18 protein-coding genes are annotated in these 15,151 nt (G+C 52.2%); 8 read left to right on the forward strand and 10 right to left on the reverse strand.

Features of this window, described 5'->3' with window-relative positions; genetic code table 11:
* Window positions 1-133: 133 nt before the first annotated feature.
* Window positions 134-196, reverse strand: a complete 63-nt coding sequence (gene ypfM / locus DRI82_RS24735) for a protein YpfM (RefSeq protein ID WP_157968048.1) — start codon at window positions 194-196, stop codon at window positions 134-136.
* Window positions 197-579: 383 nt separating this feature from the next.
* Entirely contained in the window at window positions 580-705 is a 126-nt protein-coding gene (locus DRI82_RS24520) for a hypothetical protein (RefSeq protein WP_281269771.1), read from the reverse strand.
* Between the two features lie 86 nt (window positions 706-791).
* Between DRI82_RS24520 and DRI82_RS09435 the strand changes: the two genes are divergently transcribed.
* From DRI82_RS09435 to DRI82_RS09450, 4 genes are read left to right on the forward strand one after another with little or no spacing between them, the layout of a single operon-like run.
* Window positions 792-1,175, forward strand: coding sequence for an ArsC family reductase (locus tag DRI82_RS09435; protein ID WP_114193239.1), 384 nt, complete (start codon window positions 792-794; stop codon window positions 1,173-1,175).
* Between the two features lies 1 nt (window position 1,176).
* A complete protein-coding gene (dapE, locus tag DRI82_RS09440; protein ID WP_114193240.1) occupies window positions 1,177-2,304 on the forward strand; it encodes a succinyl-diaminopimelate desuccinylase in 1,128 nt (375 codons plus the stop codon).
* Window positions 2,301-2,975: a M15 family metallopeptidase gene (locus DRI82_RS09445; RefSeq protein WP_114193241.1), complete on the forward strand. Its 675-nt coding sequence runs from the start codon at window positions 2,301-2,303 to the stop codon at window positions 2,973-2,975. Before dapE ends, DRI82_RS09445 begins: the two co-directional genes overlap by 4 nt.
* Window positions 2,976-2,978: 3 nt before the next feature.
* Window positions 2,979-3,167, forward strand: a complete 189-nt coding sequence (locus DRI82_RS09450; RefSeq protein WP_114193242.1) for a YpfN family protein — start codon at window positions 2,979-2,981, stop codon at window positions 3,165-3,167.
* A 34-nt stretch (window positions 3,168-3,201) separates the two neighbouring features.
* Here DRI82_RS09450 and DRI82_RS09455 read toward each other — a convergent pair whose 3' ends face one another.
* The 6 genes from DRI82_RS09455 to dapA all read right to left on the reverse strand — a co-directional run bounded on the left by DRI82_RS09455 (window position 3,202) and on the right by dapA (window position 9,789).
* Window positions 3,202-5,259, reverse strand: coding sequence for a tRNA(Met) cytidine acetyltransferase TmcA (locus DRI82_RS09455; RefSeq protein WP_114193243.1), 2,058 nt, complete (start codon window positions 5,257-5,259; stop codon window positions 3,202-3,204).
* Between the two features lie 23 nt (window positions 5,260-5,282).
* Entirely contained in the window at window positions 5,283-5,735 is a 453-nt protein-coding gene (locus DRI82_RS09460) for a DUF441 domain-containing protein (protein WP_114193244.1), read from the reverse strand.
* A gap of 185 nt (window positions 5,736-5,920) precedes the next feature.
* Entirely contained in the window at window positions 5,921-6,784 is an 864-nt protein-coding gene (gene ypfJ, locus DRI82_RS09465) for a KPN_02809 family neutral zinc metallopeptidase (protein WP_114193245.1), read from the reverse strand.
* Window positions 6,785-7,015: 231 nt separating this feature from the next.
* Window positions 7,016-7,729, reverse strand: a complete 714-nt coding sequence (gene purC, locus DRI82_RS09470; RefSeq protein WP_114193246.1) for a phosphoribosylaminoimidazolesuccinocarboxamide synthase — start codon at window positions 7,727-7,729, stop codon at window positions 7,016-7,018.
* 88 nt (window positions 7,730-7,817) lie between these two features.
* Window positions 7,818-8,891 carry an outer membrane protein assembly factor BamC gene (gene bamC / locus DRI82_RS09475; protein WP_114193247.1) on the reverse strand — a complete coding sequence of 358 codons (1,074 nt, stop codon included), beginning with the start codon at window positions 8,889-8,891 and terminating at the stop codon, window positions 7,818-7,820.
* A gap of 16 nt (window positions 8,892-8,907) precedes the next feature.
* The gene (gene dapA / locus DRI82_RS09480; RefSeq protein ID WP_114193248.1) at window positions 8,908-9,789 is read right to left on the reverse strand and encodes a 4-hydroxy-tetrahydrodipicolinate synthase; all 882 of its coding nucleotides are present in this window, start codon (window positions 9,787-9,789) and stop codon (window positions 8,908-8,910) included.
* A 144-nt stretch (window positions 9,790-9,933) separates the two neighbouring features.
* Between dapA and DRI82_RS09485 the strand changes: the two genes are divergently transcribed.
* Together DRI82_RS09485 and bcp are read left to right on the forward strand one after the other, a co-directional pair.
* The gene (locus DRI82_RS09485; protein WP_114193249.1) at window positions 9,934-10,506 is read left to right on the forward strand and encodes a glycine cleavage system transcriptional repressor; all 573 of its coding nucleotides are present in this window, start codon (window positions 9,934-9,936) and stop codon (window positions 10,504-10,506) included.
* Entirely contained in the window at window positions 10,506-10,970 is a 465-nt protein-coding gene (gene bcp, locus DRI82_RS09490) for a thioredoxin-dependent thiol peroxidase (RefSeq protein ID WP_114193250.1), read from the forward strand. The genes DRI82_RS09485 and bcp overlap by 1 nt, the downstream gene beginning before the upstream one ends.
* 130 nt (window positions 10,971-11,100) lie before the next feature.
* Here the strand turns inward: bcp and DRI82_RS09495 are convergent, their stop codons facing one another.
* Window positions 11,101-12,165 carry an AI-2E family transporter gene (locus tag DRI82_RS09495; RefSeq protein ID WP_114193251.1) on the reverse strand — a complete coding sequence of 355 codons (1,065 nt, stop codon included), beginning with the start codon at window positions 12,163-12,165 and terminating at the stop codon, window positions 11,101-11,103.
* 290 nt (window positions 12,166-12,455) lie between these two features.
* Here DRI82_RS09495 and bepA point away from each other — a divergent pair, with 290 nt between their 5' ends.
* Window positions 12,456-13,922, forward strand: coding sequence for a beta-barrel assembly-enhancing protease (gene bepA, locus DRI82_RS09500; protein WP_114193252.1), 1,467 nt, complete (start codon window positions 12,456-12,458; stop codon window positions 13,920-13,922).
* A 44-nt stretch (window positions 13,923-13,966) separates the two neighbouring features.
* The gene (gene arsC / locus DRI82_RS09505; RefSeq protein ID WP_114193253.1) at window positions 13,967-14,326 is read left to right on the forward strand and encodes an arsenate reductase (glutaredoxin); all 360 of its coding nucleotides are present in this window, start codon (window positions 13,967-13,969) and stop codon (window positions 14,324-14,326) included.
* A 59-nt stretch (window positions 14,327-14,385) separates the two neighbouring features.
* On the opposite strand, the gene hda is transcribed toward arsC, so the two are convergent.
* Entirely contained in the window at window positions 14,386-15,093 is a 708-nt protein-coding gene (hda, locus tag DRI82_RS09510) for a DnaA inactivator Hda (RefSeq protein WP_114193397.1), read from the reverse strand.
* Window positions 15,094-15,151: the final 58 nt, after the last annotated feature.

Below are 15,151 nucleotides of genomic sequence, written 5' to 3' on the forward strand. Positions count from 1 at the left end.
ACAAATCTAACGGTTACCCTGTTGGTGTCAGTATTTCAAAATCAGACAAGACAACAAATTTTTACCATTATACTTTACGAACATGTCACTTAAAATCTATGTAACAATTATTTAATATTTAAATAACCGTCACTCAAGATTTACGTAACATTGCTTCAATAAAGTTTTTCCAATTAATTAACTCTTGCTCTACCATAACGTCCTCTCATATTATTAGAAAATAACATTCCACTGTTATTTGCGCGAATTATAACCCCTATTTTTAGACATGTGAATCTTTTGAGGGGATAATTCAATCCAGATCACAAGTCATTTTATAGATGTTTTAGAGATCATTAAGTTAGAAAACCGATTAGGTAGACATTTCATTAGAAACCTGTCTGATTGCACACAACGGGGCTGCGCGGCCAAAAACATCTCCAATCCCTCAGATCAGGATTAGATAAGCGGATGACGCCCGCTAGCAACTGGGCAATTGTATTAATAAGGTAATAATAGACTTCACTTATTAGATTAAGGGTAATAAATAACCGTTGTGATTTAATTGATCTGTTTTGGGAAAACCATCACCTCCATTTATCACCCCAGGATGGCCGAAAATCCCACGTTGGGGTAAAGAAGTGTCAGATCGGCGTCATCGGGAAGCAAATCGGTTTCCCTGTCTGGATTCAGTGCCATTTTTACCGCATTATGTAACATACCCATAATAGTGGACAACCCGTTGAGTTACCTGCCCGCAGGCTAACGCTTTTGTTGTTCGGTAGTCGGTTTTGATACAGGTAACCTTTCCCATGGCAGAGAAATCCCCACAAGCAACGTTCACGATGTACGGTATCAAGAATTGTGACACCATCAAGAAAGCCCGCCGCTGGCTGGACGAACAGGGTGTTGACTATACCTTTCATGATTATCGTGCCGATGGGTTGGACAGTGAATTACTTGCACAGTTTATGACTGAACAGGATTGGCAGACGCTGCTCAATACCCGCGGTACCACCTGGCGGAAACTCAGCGAAGAACAGCGTAAAGCGATCGATACTCCGCAGGCTGCCGCAGAACTTATGCTGGAACAGCCAGCCATTATCAAACGCCCGCTTTTGGTCGCCGCCAGCGGCAAATCTTTACTCGGTTTCAGTGCCGAGAGTTATCAGCAATTCATCACAGAAGGGAATTAATATGATTTGCCCGGTTATTGATTTGGCACAACAGCTGATCAAACGCCCCTCTCTCAGCCCGAATGATGCAGGCTGCCAGGAATTGATGATTGCACGCCTGAAGGCGATTGGCTTTCGTATTGAACCGATGAATTTCGGCGATACGCAAAATTTCTGGGCATGGCGCGGTGAAGGTAAAACGCTGGCCTTTGCCGGTCATACCGATGTTGTCCCTACCGGTGATGAAAAACGTTGGATCAACCCTCCTTTCGATCCGGTGATCCGCGATGGCATGCTCTATGGCCGAGGTGCCGCTGACATGAAAGGTTCGCTGGCGGCCATGGTGGTTGCCGCCGAACGCTTTGTTGCATTGCACCCAAACCATGGTGGCCGTTTGGCGTTTCTGATAACGTCAGATGAAGAAGCCAGCGCCACGCACGGTACGGTTAAAGTGGTCGAAGCCCTGATGGCGCGCAACGAACGTCTGGATTATTGTCTGGTCGGGGAGCCGTCAAGTACCGAACGGGTGGGTGATGTGGTGAAGAATGGCCGCCGTGGTTCGATGACCGCCAATCTGCACATTCATGGGGTGCAGGGGCACGTTGCGTATCCTCATCTGGCAGATAATCCGGTGCATCGTGCCATGCCAGCATTGAATGAGTTGGTTGCGACGCAATGGGACAATGGAAATGAGTTTTTCCCGCCAACCAGCATGCAAATTGCCAATATTCAGGCCGGAACCGGCAGCAACAACGTCATTCCCGGAGAGCTTTTTGTCCAGTTCAACTTCCGTTTCAGTACGGAACTGACCGATACAATTATCAAACAACGGGTCAAAGAACTGTTGGAGAAGCATCAGTTAAGCTATTCCATTGAGTGGAATGTCTCTGGTCAACCTTTCCTGACGTCACAAGGGGCGCTGGTTGATGCCGTCGTCAACGCCGTCAAACACTACAGTGAAATCTCGCCGCAGCTACTCACCACTGGCGGTACCTCTGATGGGCGTTTCATTGCGCGCATGGGTGCGCAAGTTGTCGAACTCGGCCCGGTTAATGCCACTATCCACAAAATAAATGAATGCGTGCACGCTGCCGATTTGCAACTGTTAAGCCGGATGTATCAGCGTATCATGGAGCAACTGGTGGCATGATCGATAGCGAAATCCTGACAGGTCATTCCACCCGCCATCTGACCGAACTCAGTGGTAATCACCGTTTGCAGGCCGAAGCGGTCGACGCGTTTCGTGCCTTGCAAGAGTCTGCCCGACTGGCGGGATTTGATTTGCAGCCCGCCAGTACGTTTCGTGACTTTGATCGGCAACTGGCGATTTGGAATGGCAAATTCCGCGGCGAGCGACCAGTATTAGATAAAGACAGTAAGCCCGTTGATGTTTCAACGCTCAGTGATGCAGAACGCTGCGAAATGATTTTGCGCTGGTCGGCATTGCCAGGTGCCAGCCGTCACCATTGGGGAAGCGATCTGGATGTTTATGATCCGTCCCTGTTGCCTGAAGGTCAGAAACTCCAGCTTGAACCCTGGGAATATGAGTCGGGTGGGTATTTCTATCCGCTGAACCTGTGGCTCAGCGAGCATATGGCAGAATTCGGGTTTTATCGTCCCTTTGCTGTGGATAACGGGGGTATCGCCATTGAACCCTGGCATTTGAGTTACGCACCGTTGGCAAAACAGGCAGAACACCTGTTGACCCCAGAACTGCTGATCGCCTCATGGCAAGGCCATGATGTGGCAGGGGCTGGATGGCTTAGCCAGCATTTGGCGACTCTTTTTCCACGTTTTATACGTAATACACAAGAGGTGTAAACCATGCAATGGTTAGCAGATTACTGGTGGATCGTGCTTGTCCTGCTGGTAGGGATCCTACTTAATGGTATCAAGGAATTACGACGCCTCGACCATAAAAGCTTCCTGAAGAACAAGCCAGAAATCCCTCCGCATCGCGATAATAATGCCAAATGGGATGACGATGACGATTGGCCAAAAAAGAAGAAGTGAATGCGTCAAAGATGCCACCCACAAGGTGGCATTTTTATTGCTGCGTGGGACTCGGTAAAACATGACACCACGCCTGCCAGCGCGCAGTGGCCTGCGGATCGCACGCCTTCATCGCGGCTGCCGCTTCATTGCGCCAGGCTTGCAGTAAAGCTTTGCGTCCCGAGAGTCCGAAGCGAGTTATGCATGAGGCGATATCGGTAGGGTTGTGCAAATATTCACTCAGCATCGGGGCGGCGCTCTTTCCCTGTAGAACCTTCATCTCAGAGAACAGCCGTTGCAAAGCCCCGAGACTGGCCTCGATCGAGCGGTGAGCAAAGGCAAACCCCGCCAACGCCTGCCAATCTTCATCATTCAGTTGCTGCTGCGTGGACGCAATAATAGGAATGTCGATATCGAGTCGTTCCCGCAACCACGGCCAGTCGCGTTGCAGTTGCTTATAGGCCAATTGCGCAAGTTGTCGCCCGGCCTCGCTCAACGGCAAAACCGCCATAACCGAGTAACAGCCGCTACAGGCTTCACGATGGGTACCAATCCGTACCAAACTGAATCCGCAGGCGAACCAGAATTGCCATAGCGCTGGCGTGTAGCCAAAACTTACCGAGAGGAAATCCTGTCCCTGCTGGAGGGCAATCGTTTTTTGTTGATCAATCAGGGAACGCGCCATGCCCTGACGGCGTGCACTTTCATGGACTGCGATGCGGCTGATGCGTCTTGAACGTAATGTGGGTGCCCACCACTGGCCACCGTGCGCCGCCAGGGATTGCGCCACCAGATTGCCGCGCGGTCGTCGCCTTCCCGCCCAAACATCGTGGGCCAGGGTGTGATCCAACCCGCCTTCATCCACCAGCCACAGCGCTCCCTGCAAACGGCGCTGAGTCAATGCGGCCGAGAAATGCATGCCCGGCGCGTCCAGCATCCGGCGTAAATCGAGCGGGGAAGTGCGGTAATGTGCGCTGCTCAATAAGCCATAAAAATCACCCAGCAGTTCAGGGCAATTCAGCCAGTCAGACTGTGGCAATGACACAATTTCCCGTTCAGCACTTGGGGGAAGAACAGGCTGATCCTCAGGTTCCGAGAGCAATAAAGCCCGGTCCAGCAATCGCTCCAACGGATCGTCGCTCGCCCAGCGAATCGGATCGGTTAACCGAAGATCGTACCACTCCGCCAGCGAAGAGCAGAATTTAAGCAGAAATCCCCTGCCCGTTCCTTCATAACCCTGCACGGTAGTCGTCAGCAAGGTGCGGGGAAAATAGTGGATCAATTCTGTCAGCAACGGCGTCGGTATTGCGGCTGCCTCGTCAATCAATAACCACGCAATATCAGAAGGCACCTGTCGTCTACAGCGTTCGAGCAAGGCATCTGGGGCAAAAAACTCTGCCCGATCATGGGCCTGAAAATTCACCCGCTCACTGGATTTCTTGTTGGGTGAGGTTAACCAGCAGCGTCCCTCGGTATTCTCAACCAGCATCCCGGCCAGAGTGGATTTACCCCGGCCACGCGCGGCCGTCACTACCCAGACACCGGATTTCGCGTTGATCAGTTGCGTCAACAATCGCTGCTGTTCTGCCGTCGGCTCGCCTTGCGGCGGCTGCCAATTTGGCCGCACTTTCAAAGGAGGAAAATACGGCGGATCGCCCTGTCGCCAAAGAACAGCTTCCGCGTCTGCAAGCAAATGCTGGCGAAACCAATCTATAAAATGGGGAGTTGCAATCGCTGCCGGTTGTTCGCTCCAGCGCAGACTGTCTTCATCAGGGCGCAGCGACCACGCATCCCAATCGGGTACCAGCAGAAGCAACCAACTTCCCGCGCACAACGCACCGGCTAACGCCGCCAGCGCCTCTACGTCAAATCCCGACGTTGCGTCAAAAACAGCGTGGCGAAACTCCTGACCAAGCAACGTTTTTGCCGCACTGGGAAGAGTGACGTTAGCCTTTTCATTGGCTGCACCGACCCACAGCCAGTCGCCCGTCAGTGTTTGACTGAGCATTTCCGCCTGCTGCCGACACCACGTCGCCTCACCACTGATCGTCAAAACCCGGCGCACCCCACAGCGCTGCATCTGTTGCTGGCAGGCAATGAATTCAGCGAGCATGGCAAATCATCAATCCGTGCATATCAGGTTTTCCCAATGATCAGCGAGAGTAAACCCGCCGCAATCAGTGGACCGACCGGCACGCCCTTGAACAACGCCACACCCAGCACGGTACCGATCAAGAGCCCCGCGACCATCGACGGCTGATTGGTCATCAGCACCACACCCCGCCCGCCCAACCAGGAAACGGCAACACCAATAACGATCGCCGTGATGGATTTCCAGTGAAAGAAAGAGTGAATAACCGTTCCCGCACTGATTTTTCCGCTGGCAATGGGCGTCATGACGCCAATGGTTAGAATGATAATACCGATCGTCAGACCGTATTTTTCGATATAGGGGAAATAGTGATTGAGTGGGGTGATACGTACAACCAATAGAAAAAGAATGGCCAGAGTCACCGTGGTGTTGTGGCTGACGATACCCAGTCCAGCCAGCACCAGTAAAATCAATAATGTTGGGTCGAGATAAGCCATGGAGGTCCCTGTCCGGTAATCATGGAAAATTACCGGCGCAAGATTGCACCGGTAACAACGACTCACCGATTATTTCTCATATTGCTGACGGCGACCACCGGTCATTTGCCCAAATCAAGGATAAAACCTCAGCCATGACTAAAAATAGTCATCATGGATAAAAACAGTCATCTCTATAGAGAACATTAGCGACTGGCAAACGTGTTGCACTCGCTGATTCGTCCACTGTCGAAACCGCGCTTAAACCAGGTATAACGCTGGGCAGAAGTTCCATGGGTAAAGCTGTCTGGAACCACCCGCCCCTGACCTTGCTGCTGCAGGCGATCGTCGCCGATGGCTTCAGCCGCATTCAGCGCCTCTTGCAAATCACCCGCTTCCAGCACCTGCTGTTGTTGCATGAAGTGCCCCCATACGCCAGAGAAACAGTCAGCCTGTAGCTCCATTTTTACCGACAGGCGGTTGATTTCGACCTGTGATGCGCCCTGTTGTAACTCGCGCACCTTACGTTCGATACCCAGCAAATTTTGTACATGATGACCCACTTCATGGGCAACCACATAACCTTGAGCAAAGTCGCCATCGGCACCCAGTTTATTTTTCAGCTCCTGATAAAAAGAGAGATCGATATACACCGTGCTGTCGGCCGGGCAATAGAATGGTCCCATTACCGACTGGCCGGTACCGCAGCCGGTGCGGGTTGCACCACGGTACATCACCAGTTTTGGATCGCGGTAGGTCTGCCCCATCTGTTGGAAAATCTCTTGCCAGGTATCTTCGGTAGACGCCAGAACGACGGAGGTAAATTTCGCCATCTCATCATCATGAGGGCTGATGCTTTGGCTGCTTTGTTGGTTACTGGCGGGCTGATCACCATTAATCAGCGGCGTCAGATCGATGCCGTAATAGCCCGCGACCAACACCACGACCAGAATGACGATGCCGCTCTTGCCGCGCAGGGGAATACGAAGTCCACCACCCCCAGCACCGCCAGATGATTGCCCACGGCGGTCTTCCACATTATCGCTCTCGCGACGCCCTTGCCAACGCATAGTCATACTCCCACAGATAAATGCTCACCAAAACAGGAGCCGTTTACACCATTATAAGAGGAGGAGGCATTAATGCAGGGAGAAATGGCGAGATTATCGGGAAATTAGGACATGCGCAGGGAGGCAGGGCGAAAAAAAGGGTTCCCCCATGACGACAGCCATGGATGAAACCCTCATGCCAGACCCAAACACCCCTGTAACGTCAAGAACGCAGGGTGTGTCAGGAAGAAATCAGTCTAGCTTCACACCGATACGAATAGCCACTTCTTCATAGGCTTCGATTAATCCACCGAGGCTCTGACGGAAACGGTCTTTATCCATTTTGTTCAGTGTGGCTTTATCCCACAGGCGGCTGCCGTCTGGGGAGAATTCATCACCCAGCACCACTTCACCCTTGAACAGGCCGAACTCCAGTTTGAAATCGACCAGGATCAGGCCCGCATCGTCGAACAATTTACTTAACACGTCGTTGGCTTTGTAGCTCAGCTCTTTCATACGTGCCAGATTTTCTTCGTTTACCCAACCGAAGGTTTTGCAATATGACTCGTTAACCATCGGGTCATGCATCGCATCGTTTTTCAGGAACAGATCGAACAGCGGTGGATTCAGTTCCAGACCCTCTTCGATACCCAGGCGTTTCACCAGTGAACCGGCGGCGCGATTACGGACCACACACTCAACGGGCACCATCTCCAGCTTTTTCACCAGCACGTCGGTATCCGAGAGCAGCCGCTCCATCTGGGTAGGAATGCCCGCTTCCTCCAGTTTACTCATGATGAAATGGTTGAACTTGTTGTTCAGCATGCCCTTACGATCGAATTGCTCAATGCGTTGACCATCGAGTGCTGACGTATCGTTACGGAATTCCAGCACCAACAGATCCGGGTTTTCAGTGGTGTAGACGGTTTTTGCTTTTCCGCGATACAACTCAGCTAGCTTTTGCATCTTGATTTACTCCAGTGTTTTGCCTCTCAAAATGAGACGGTAACGTTTGCGTAGGAAAGAAAAAAAAGGGGCCTAAGCCCCTTTCTGGTTATTTCGTGCTGCTTTGGGTTTGACCAAATGCAGCCTGGAACACAGCGACCAGCGAATCATTCTGCGACTGAGTCAACGGACGCCCTTTCGAGTCGATGAACTGCAAGCTGCTGCGGTTATCAAGATCGCCGACTTGCAGTTTGTAATCACCCTCTTTCACATCGACGGGCTCTTTGGCTCCCAGAATATCCCAGGCACCGCTGTCGAGTGATTTATAGGTTACAGAAATCGTACCCTGCGGACGGCTGCTGTCGGTAACTTTCATCCCGACTTTGCTCAATACGCCAGGCAAACGCTCCCAGACGGTAGCGTATGGCGCACGAATAATCAGCACCGGCAGACCGGTATCATCCGCACCGCTCTGAACATCAACGGTACCGGCGCCACGCCCTGCAAGACTGCTATCCATGTCGCTCTGGATCTTGTCCAGACCGGCAATAATAGCGTTCAGCATTTCCCCATTGTAGCGCTGGATTTCAGACGGTGAAGTCACCTCTTTATCCTGCTGTTGCAGTCCAAGGGTTTTCACGATCAGCGCCAATTGGTACGCCTGCTGCTGCACAGAGATCTGGTAGCGACCCTGATATTGGAAGTCTTCATCCGCGCGATTCCATTTTACCCAGTCAGTTGTCAGCGTTTGGCTGGCATCCTGACGGCTGGCAATAGGGAAATTGTTCTGCTCAACCACTTTCGCTACGTTAGACCACAAATTACGGTTCTGCGGACTGTTTTCCAACAGGACGGTGCCACTGTCACCAGAGAATTGCGAACGCGATCCAGTAAGCAGTGCCAGCGGTTGTACTGGCGGACGGATGTCGAGTTGTTTGCCGACGTTGCCTTTCAGCGTGACGGCACGAACATCGTAAGTACCGTTTTGCAACGGCAGGATCATTCCGGCGGGCGCCTTAAGTTCTTGCAGCGCTGGCGCATCAAGATAAGCCTCATCGCCGCCCACCTGACGCTTGTAACGCTGATCGCTGGAACAGGCCGCCAGGAGCATGACGAGAGAGACCCCCACCACTTTTGCTACCATCGGCTTTTGCAATCCGAACTTGTTAAATGAACAGGCCATCAAATCTCCCTAAGAGTTACAGCAAACCGGCGCTTTTTAACGCATTTTCCACTACCGGACGGGCACTGTCTGTCAGCGGTGTCATTGGCAGACGCACCGTGTCGGTTGCCATGAGTCCCAACGCCTTACAGGCCCATTTCACCGGAATTGGGTTCGCTTCTATAAACAAATCATGATGCAACGGCATCAAGCGTTGATTCAAGCGGCGCGCCTCGGCAAATTTGCCTTGGGACGCCAGTACACAAAGCTGTGCCATTTCACGGGCAGCGACGTTGGCAGTAACCGAAATCACCCCTTTGCCACCCAGTTGCATGAAGTCCAGTCCGCTGGCGTCATCGCCGCTGAGCAGATGGAAGTTTTCATCATCAACCAGCACTTGGATCTGACTTACACGGCTTAAGTTCCCTGTCGCCTCTTTAATTGCCACAATATTCTTGATTTTGGCCAAGCGGGCAACCGTCGCAGGCAGCAGATCGCACCCTGTACGTGAAGGAACGTTATACAGGATTTGTGGCAGATCGGTATGCTCGGCAATCGCTTTAAAGTGCTGAAACAGCCCTTCCTGGGTCGGTCTGTTGTAATATGGCGTTACCGTCAGGCAACCCACCACGCCCGTACCGGCGAAACGCTGGGTAAGAGAGATGGCTTCGGCTGTCGCATTGGCACCCGTTCCGGCGATCACCGGAATGCGTCCATCTGCCAACTCCAGCGTCTGCAAAACCACATCGCCGTGTTCATCGTGGTTCAATGTGGCAGACTCGCCAGTGGTGCCAACAGAAACAATCGCCGATGTTCCACTGGCGACATGATAATCAATCAGTTTTTTAAGGCTGGCACGATCAACAGCACCTTTATCGTCCATCGGTGTAACCAGCGCAACTATACTTCCAGTAAACATTAGCCATCCCTCCGCAAACAAGTAACTCATGGTACTTTTGACACCCATCCAAAAGCAAGCAAACAACGTGTTGTAACCGCTTGGCAGGCGGTTTTTTTTATGTTTACCATGGTAACCCCACGGAGCAGGACAGGAAGAGCGATTTTGCCGCAGTCACATCAACACTATCTGGTCATCACGGCACTGGGTGCTGACCGCCCCGGTATTGTCAATACTATTACCCGCCACGTCAGCAGTTGTGGCTGTAATATTGAAGATAGCCGGCTTGCCATGCTCGGTGAGGAGTTCACTTTTATCATGCTGCTCTCCGGCAGTTGGAATGCCATCACCCAGATTGAATCCACCCTGCCGCTGAAAGGCGCAGAACTTGAGCTTCTGATCGTGATGAAGCGCACTAATGCACATGAAAAACCTGCAACACCGGCCTCTGTCTGGGTAAAGGTTGAGGTGACAGATTCACCGCATATCATCGAAAGATTTACCGATCTTTTTGATACCCACCAGATGAACATTGCCGAACTGGCCTCCATGACTCAAGCTTCTGACGGGGAAAGGTCTGCGCAACTCTCGATCCAGATTACAGCACACAGCCCTGCCGATACGGATGCCACAATTATTGAGCAAGCCTTTCATCGGCTATGTACAGAATTGAAAGCACAAGGCAGTATTAGCGTTGTGAACTATCCACAGCACGATGAGAAAGATGGAGTAAAGTGATGAGCCCACTGAAAGCCGGTGATACTGCGCCGCAATTTAGTTTGCCCGACCAGGATGGCGAACAAATTAACCTGGCCGACTTCCAGGGACAGAAAGTTCTGGTTTATTTCTATCCCAAGGCCATGACACCAGGTTGTACCGTTCAGGCCTGTGGCCTGCGTGACAATATGGATGAACTGAAGAAAGCGGGCGTTGAAGTGCTGGGAGTCAGCACTGACAAACCCGAGAAACTCTCACGGTTTGCCGAAAAAGAACTGCTGAACTTCACCCTGTTGTCCGATGAGGATCATCAGGTTGCTGAGCAGTTTGGCGTCTGGGGTGAGAAGACTTTTATGGGAAAAACCTACGACGGCATTCATCGTATCAGCTTTCTGATCGGTACCGACGGCAAGGTTGAAAAGGTCTTTGATAACTTCAAAACCAACGATCACCATGAGATTGTCATGGAATACCTGCAGTCGTAAGCGGCTGTCGGACCCGCCCCTGGTTGGTTAACAAGCCCTTGGTTGGTTAACAAAAAGTGCGGGGCGAGCCAGAAGTATTGGCCGATTGAAAAAAAGCGCGTTCTGCGCTTTTTTATTTTCATCGGTGGCGTTATTCCACGTCGTTGAGCATTTCATCCGGCCAGGCGTGAATCACCGCTTTAACCAGCGTCGCCAGCGGAATGGCAAAGAACACCCCCCAGAATCCCCACAATCCGCCAAAAACAATCACCGAAAGGATGATCACCAGCGGGTGCAGGTTCACCGCTTCCGAGAACAGGATCGGTACCAGAAGATTGCCGTCCAGCCCTTGCACTATCAGATACGCGATAAACAGCGTCCAGAAATCAGCGCCCAATCCCCATTGGAACAGCGCGACAACCACCACCGGAATAGTCACGATGACCGCGCCGATATAGGGGATCAGCACCGAGAAACCGACCAGAACAGCCAGCAACAGCGAATAGCGCATGTCCATGAAAAAGAACACCAGATACGTGAAAATCCCCACAATGATCATCTCAAGGACTTTGCCACGGATGTAGTTGGTAATCTGCTGGTTCATCTCCTTCCAGACCTGCCCGGCCAAACCACGTTCACGCGGGAGCACACGGCGCACGGCGTTCAGCATCTGCTCTTTGTCTTTGAGCAGGAAGAACACCATCAGCGGCACCAGAATCAGGTAAATCGCCAATGTCAGCAACCCGACCAGCGAGGCAACGGAATACTTCACCACCGAATCGCCCATGCCAGAAAGTTTTGCCCGCAAGTTCTCTGCCATCATGTCGATAATACCGGCATCGACCAGCGCTGGATAACGCGCAGGCAACGTGGCAGCAAAATTGTAAAAATAATTGAGCATACTGGGCAAATCGGCCATCAGGTTGATGCCCTGCTGCCAGGCTGTTGGCGCGATCACAAAGACCGCCAGCATTACAATTCCGGTGAAGAGAACCAGCACAATGCTCGCAGACCAGGTGCGTGAACACCCGATGCGCTGCAGCCGCGCGGTCGGCCACTCCAGCAAATAGGCCAGCACTATCGCCACCAGCAAGGGTGCGAGGATGCCATTGAAAAAATAGAGAATGCAGAATCCCGCCACCAGGATTGCCAGTAATGCGATGGCCTGGGGATCGGTAAAACGCCGACGGTACCATTGTAACAACATCTCCAACATCAGAGAGCTCCCGGTAGTCCATAATAAAAACGTGCCGCCGTCGCCTGGCGATATGAGGCAGCATGATAATCCGTGTTCAAACGTTCCATTGTGCGTAAGGGATGGCTAAGATGTGGCAAGCGGCCAGTTATGCAGTCAGGAATTCCCTTTAAAAGGGAACAGCAAAACGAAAAGCCCGGCAGTCTGCCTCACCGTAAAGGGGATTGTACTGGAGTGAGGCGCAGGGAAGAAGAACTCTTATGCGTTGTCGGCGTCAAAGTGATTAACAGACTCAGGGGATACATTTTTATATGGCTTCACGCTTTTGCAAAACGGTAATTTCTGGCCTGCTGGGCGCGGCGATCTTTTCCTGTGGAATACCGGCCATGGCAGACACGGCAGATCAACTGCCTGATATTGGTACTACGGCGGGTGCCACGCTGAGTATCAATCAGGAACTGGCCATGGGTGATTTCTATGTCCGCCAGTTGCGCGGAAGTGCCCCGTTAATCAACGATCCGCTGCTGGTGCAATACATCAATCAGCTTGGCAACCGGTTGGTCACGCACGCGTATTCGGTCAAAACCCCTTTTCACTTCTTTCTGGTGAATAATGGCGAAATCAACGCCTTTGCCTTCTTCGGGGGCAACGTGGTGCTGCATTCGGCGTTATTCCGCTATACCGACAATGAAAGCCAGCTCGCCTCGGTGCTGGCGCATGAAATCTCCCACGTCACGCAGCGCCATCTGGCCCGCTCCATGGAAGATCAGCAGCGCAATGCGCCACTGACCTGGGTCGGTGCGCTGGGTTCAATTTTGCTGGCAATGGCCAGCCCGCAGGCCGGTATGGCCGCCCTGACCGGTACGCTGGCTGGCGCGCAACAGGGGATGATCAGTTTTACGCAAGCCAATGAACAGGAAGCCGATCGCATCGGTATTCAGGTGCTGCAACGCAGTGGGTTTGATCCGGAATCCATGCCGGACTTTCTGCAAAAACTGGCCGATCAGTCGCGATATGGCACCCGCCCGCCGGAAATGCTGCTGACGCACCCTTTGCCCGACAGCCGTCTCTCCGATGCACGTAACCGTGCCAACCAGATGCCACGGCATCTGGTGCAATCCTCGCAGGATTACGTCATGGCCAAGGTGCGCGTACTGGGCATGTATGGTTCCGAAGAGAGCAACCTGAGCAGCGAATTCATCAACACCCTGAAACAGGGCAACGTCCGGGAACAGGCGGCGGCCAAATACGGTGAAGCCATTCTGTTCTATCAGGCCAAAAAATATGACGATGCGCGCAATACACTTCAGCCACTGCTGACCAAAGAGCCGGGCAATATCTGGTATCTCGATCTGATGACCGATATCGATCTGGGGCAAAACCGCGCGGCTCAAGCAATAGCAAGGCTGGAAAGCGCCAATGCGGAACGCAGTAATCAGCCGGTACTGCAACTGAACCTTGCTAACGCCTATATCGAGGGGAAACGCCCCGCCGACGCCAGCCGGATACTCTATCGCTATACTTATGCCAATCCAGGCGATCCCAATGGTTGGGATCTGTTGGCGCAGGCCTCGGCAGATCAAGGGCTTCGCGCCCAGGAGTTATCGGCACGTGCCGAAAGTATGGCACTGGTCGGGCGGCTCGATCAGTCGATTGAATTATTGAGTAACGCCAGTGCCCAGTCGAAACTCAGAAGTCTGGATCAGGCGCGTTATGATGCGCGGATCGATCAGCTTCGCCAATTGCAGAAGCGCTTCCGCCAATATCAGCGCAGTTGATATCAGGTAGCCGTTAACAGTCAAAACCATGAGGGAGAGTTTTTATGACGAAATCTGTGGCGATATACCACAATCCACGCTGCTCCAAGAGCCGTGAAACCTTGGAATTGCTTGAAAATAAAGGCATCAAACCGGACGTTATTCTCTACCTTGAAACGCCTCCTTCGCCGGATACCCTGAAAAAGCTGCTGCAAAAGCTGGGATTCAGTTCGGCGCGTCAATTGATGCGCACCAAAGAGGAGATCTACAAGGAGTTGAATCTGGATGACTCAGGTTTAAGCGAAGATCAATTATTGCAGGCGATGACCGACCACCCCAGATTAATCGAGCGCCCTATCGTTGTGGCAAATGGCAAAGCACGGATCGGACGTCCACCAGAGCAGGTGCTTGATATCATTGGTTGATTTTTGCTACCGAGCGGTTCTATCAATGATCGTTTTAGAAATAACAGACTTATAAATAACTACAGGCCAAGGATTTCTTTAACGAAAGGAATAGTGAGTTTGCGTTGCGCGGTAATGGATGCGCGATCGAGATGATCGAGTGTCGTGAACAGTGTACGCATTTCGCGGTCTAGCCGCTTCAGCAGGAAGCGGCCAACATCTTCCGGCAATTCAAAACCACGCAATTTGGCGCGCAGTTGCAACGCCTGCAATTTCTCATCATCCGAGAGCGGCTGCAGTTTATAGATTTGCCCCCAATCGAGACGGGAGGCCAGATCGGGAAGATGCAGATTCAACTGCCGGGGCGGACGGTCGCCGGTAATGAACAGGCGGGTTCGTCCCGTTTCGAGGATGCGGTTGTAGAGATTGAATATCGCCATTTCCCACGCTTCATCCCCCGCCACGCACTCGATATTGTCGATGCACACCAGCGCCAGTTGCTCCATACCGTCGAGCACTTCAGGAACGAAATAGGCTCGCTTATCCAGCGGAACATAGCCCACCGCCTCGCCTTTTTGCGACAGCTCTGCACATGCCGCATGCAGCAAGTGACTCCGGCCACCGCCTTCGCGCGACCAGAAATAGATATAGCTTCCATGTTCCTGGCGCAGTGCACTTTGAATGGCAGCAAGCAAGGATGGGTTCTCTCCCGGATAAAAACTGGCAAACGTTTCGTCATCGGGCAGATAAAGTGGCAGTGAAAGCTGTGCCGGCGTATTCAGAAGCACCTCAACCAATACGGTCAAATAAAACCGAAAGGAGTCTATCACAGAACGCGCAGGCAGT

Source organism: Edaphovirga cremea, assembly GCF_003332275.1.
Taxonomy (GTDB): Bacteria; Pseudomonadota; Gammaproteobacteria; order Enterobacterales; family Enterobacteriaceae; genus Edaphovirga; species Edaphovirga cremea.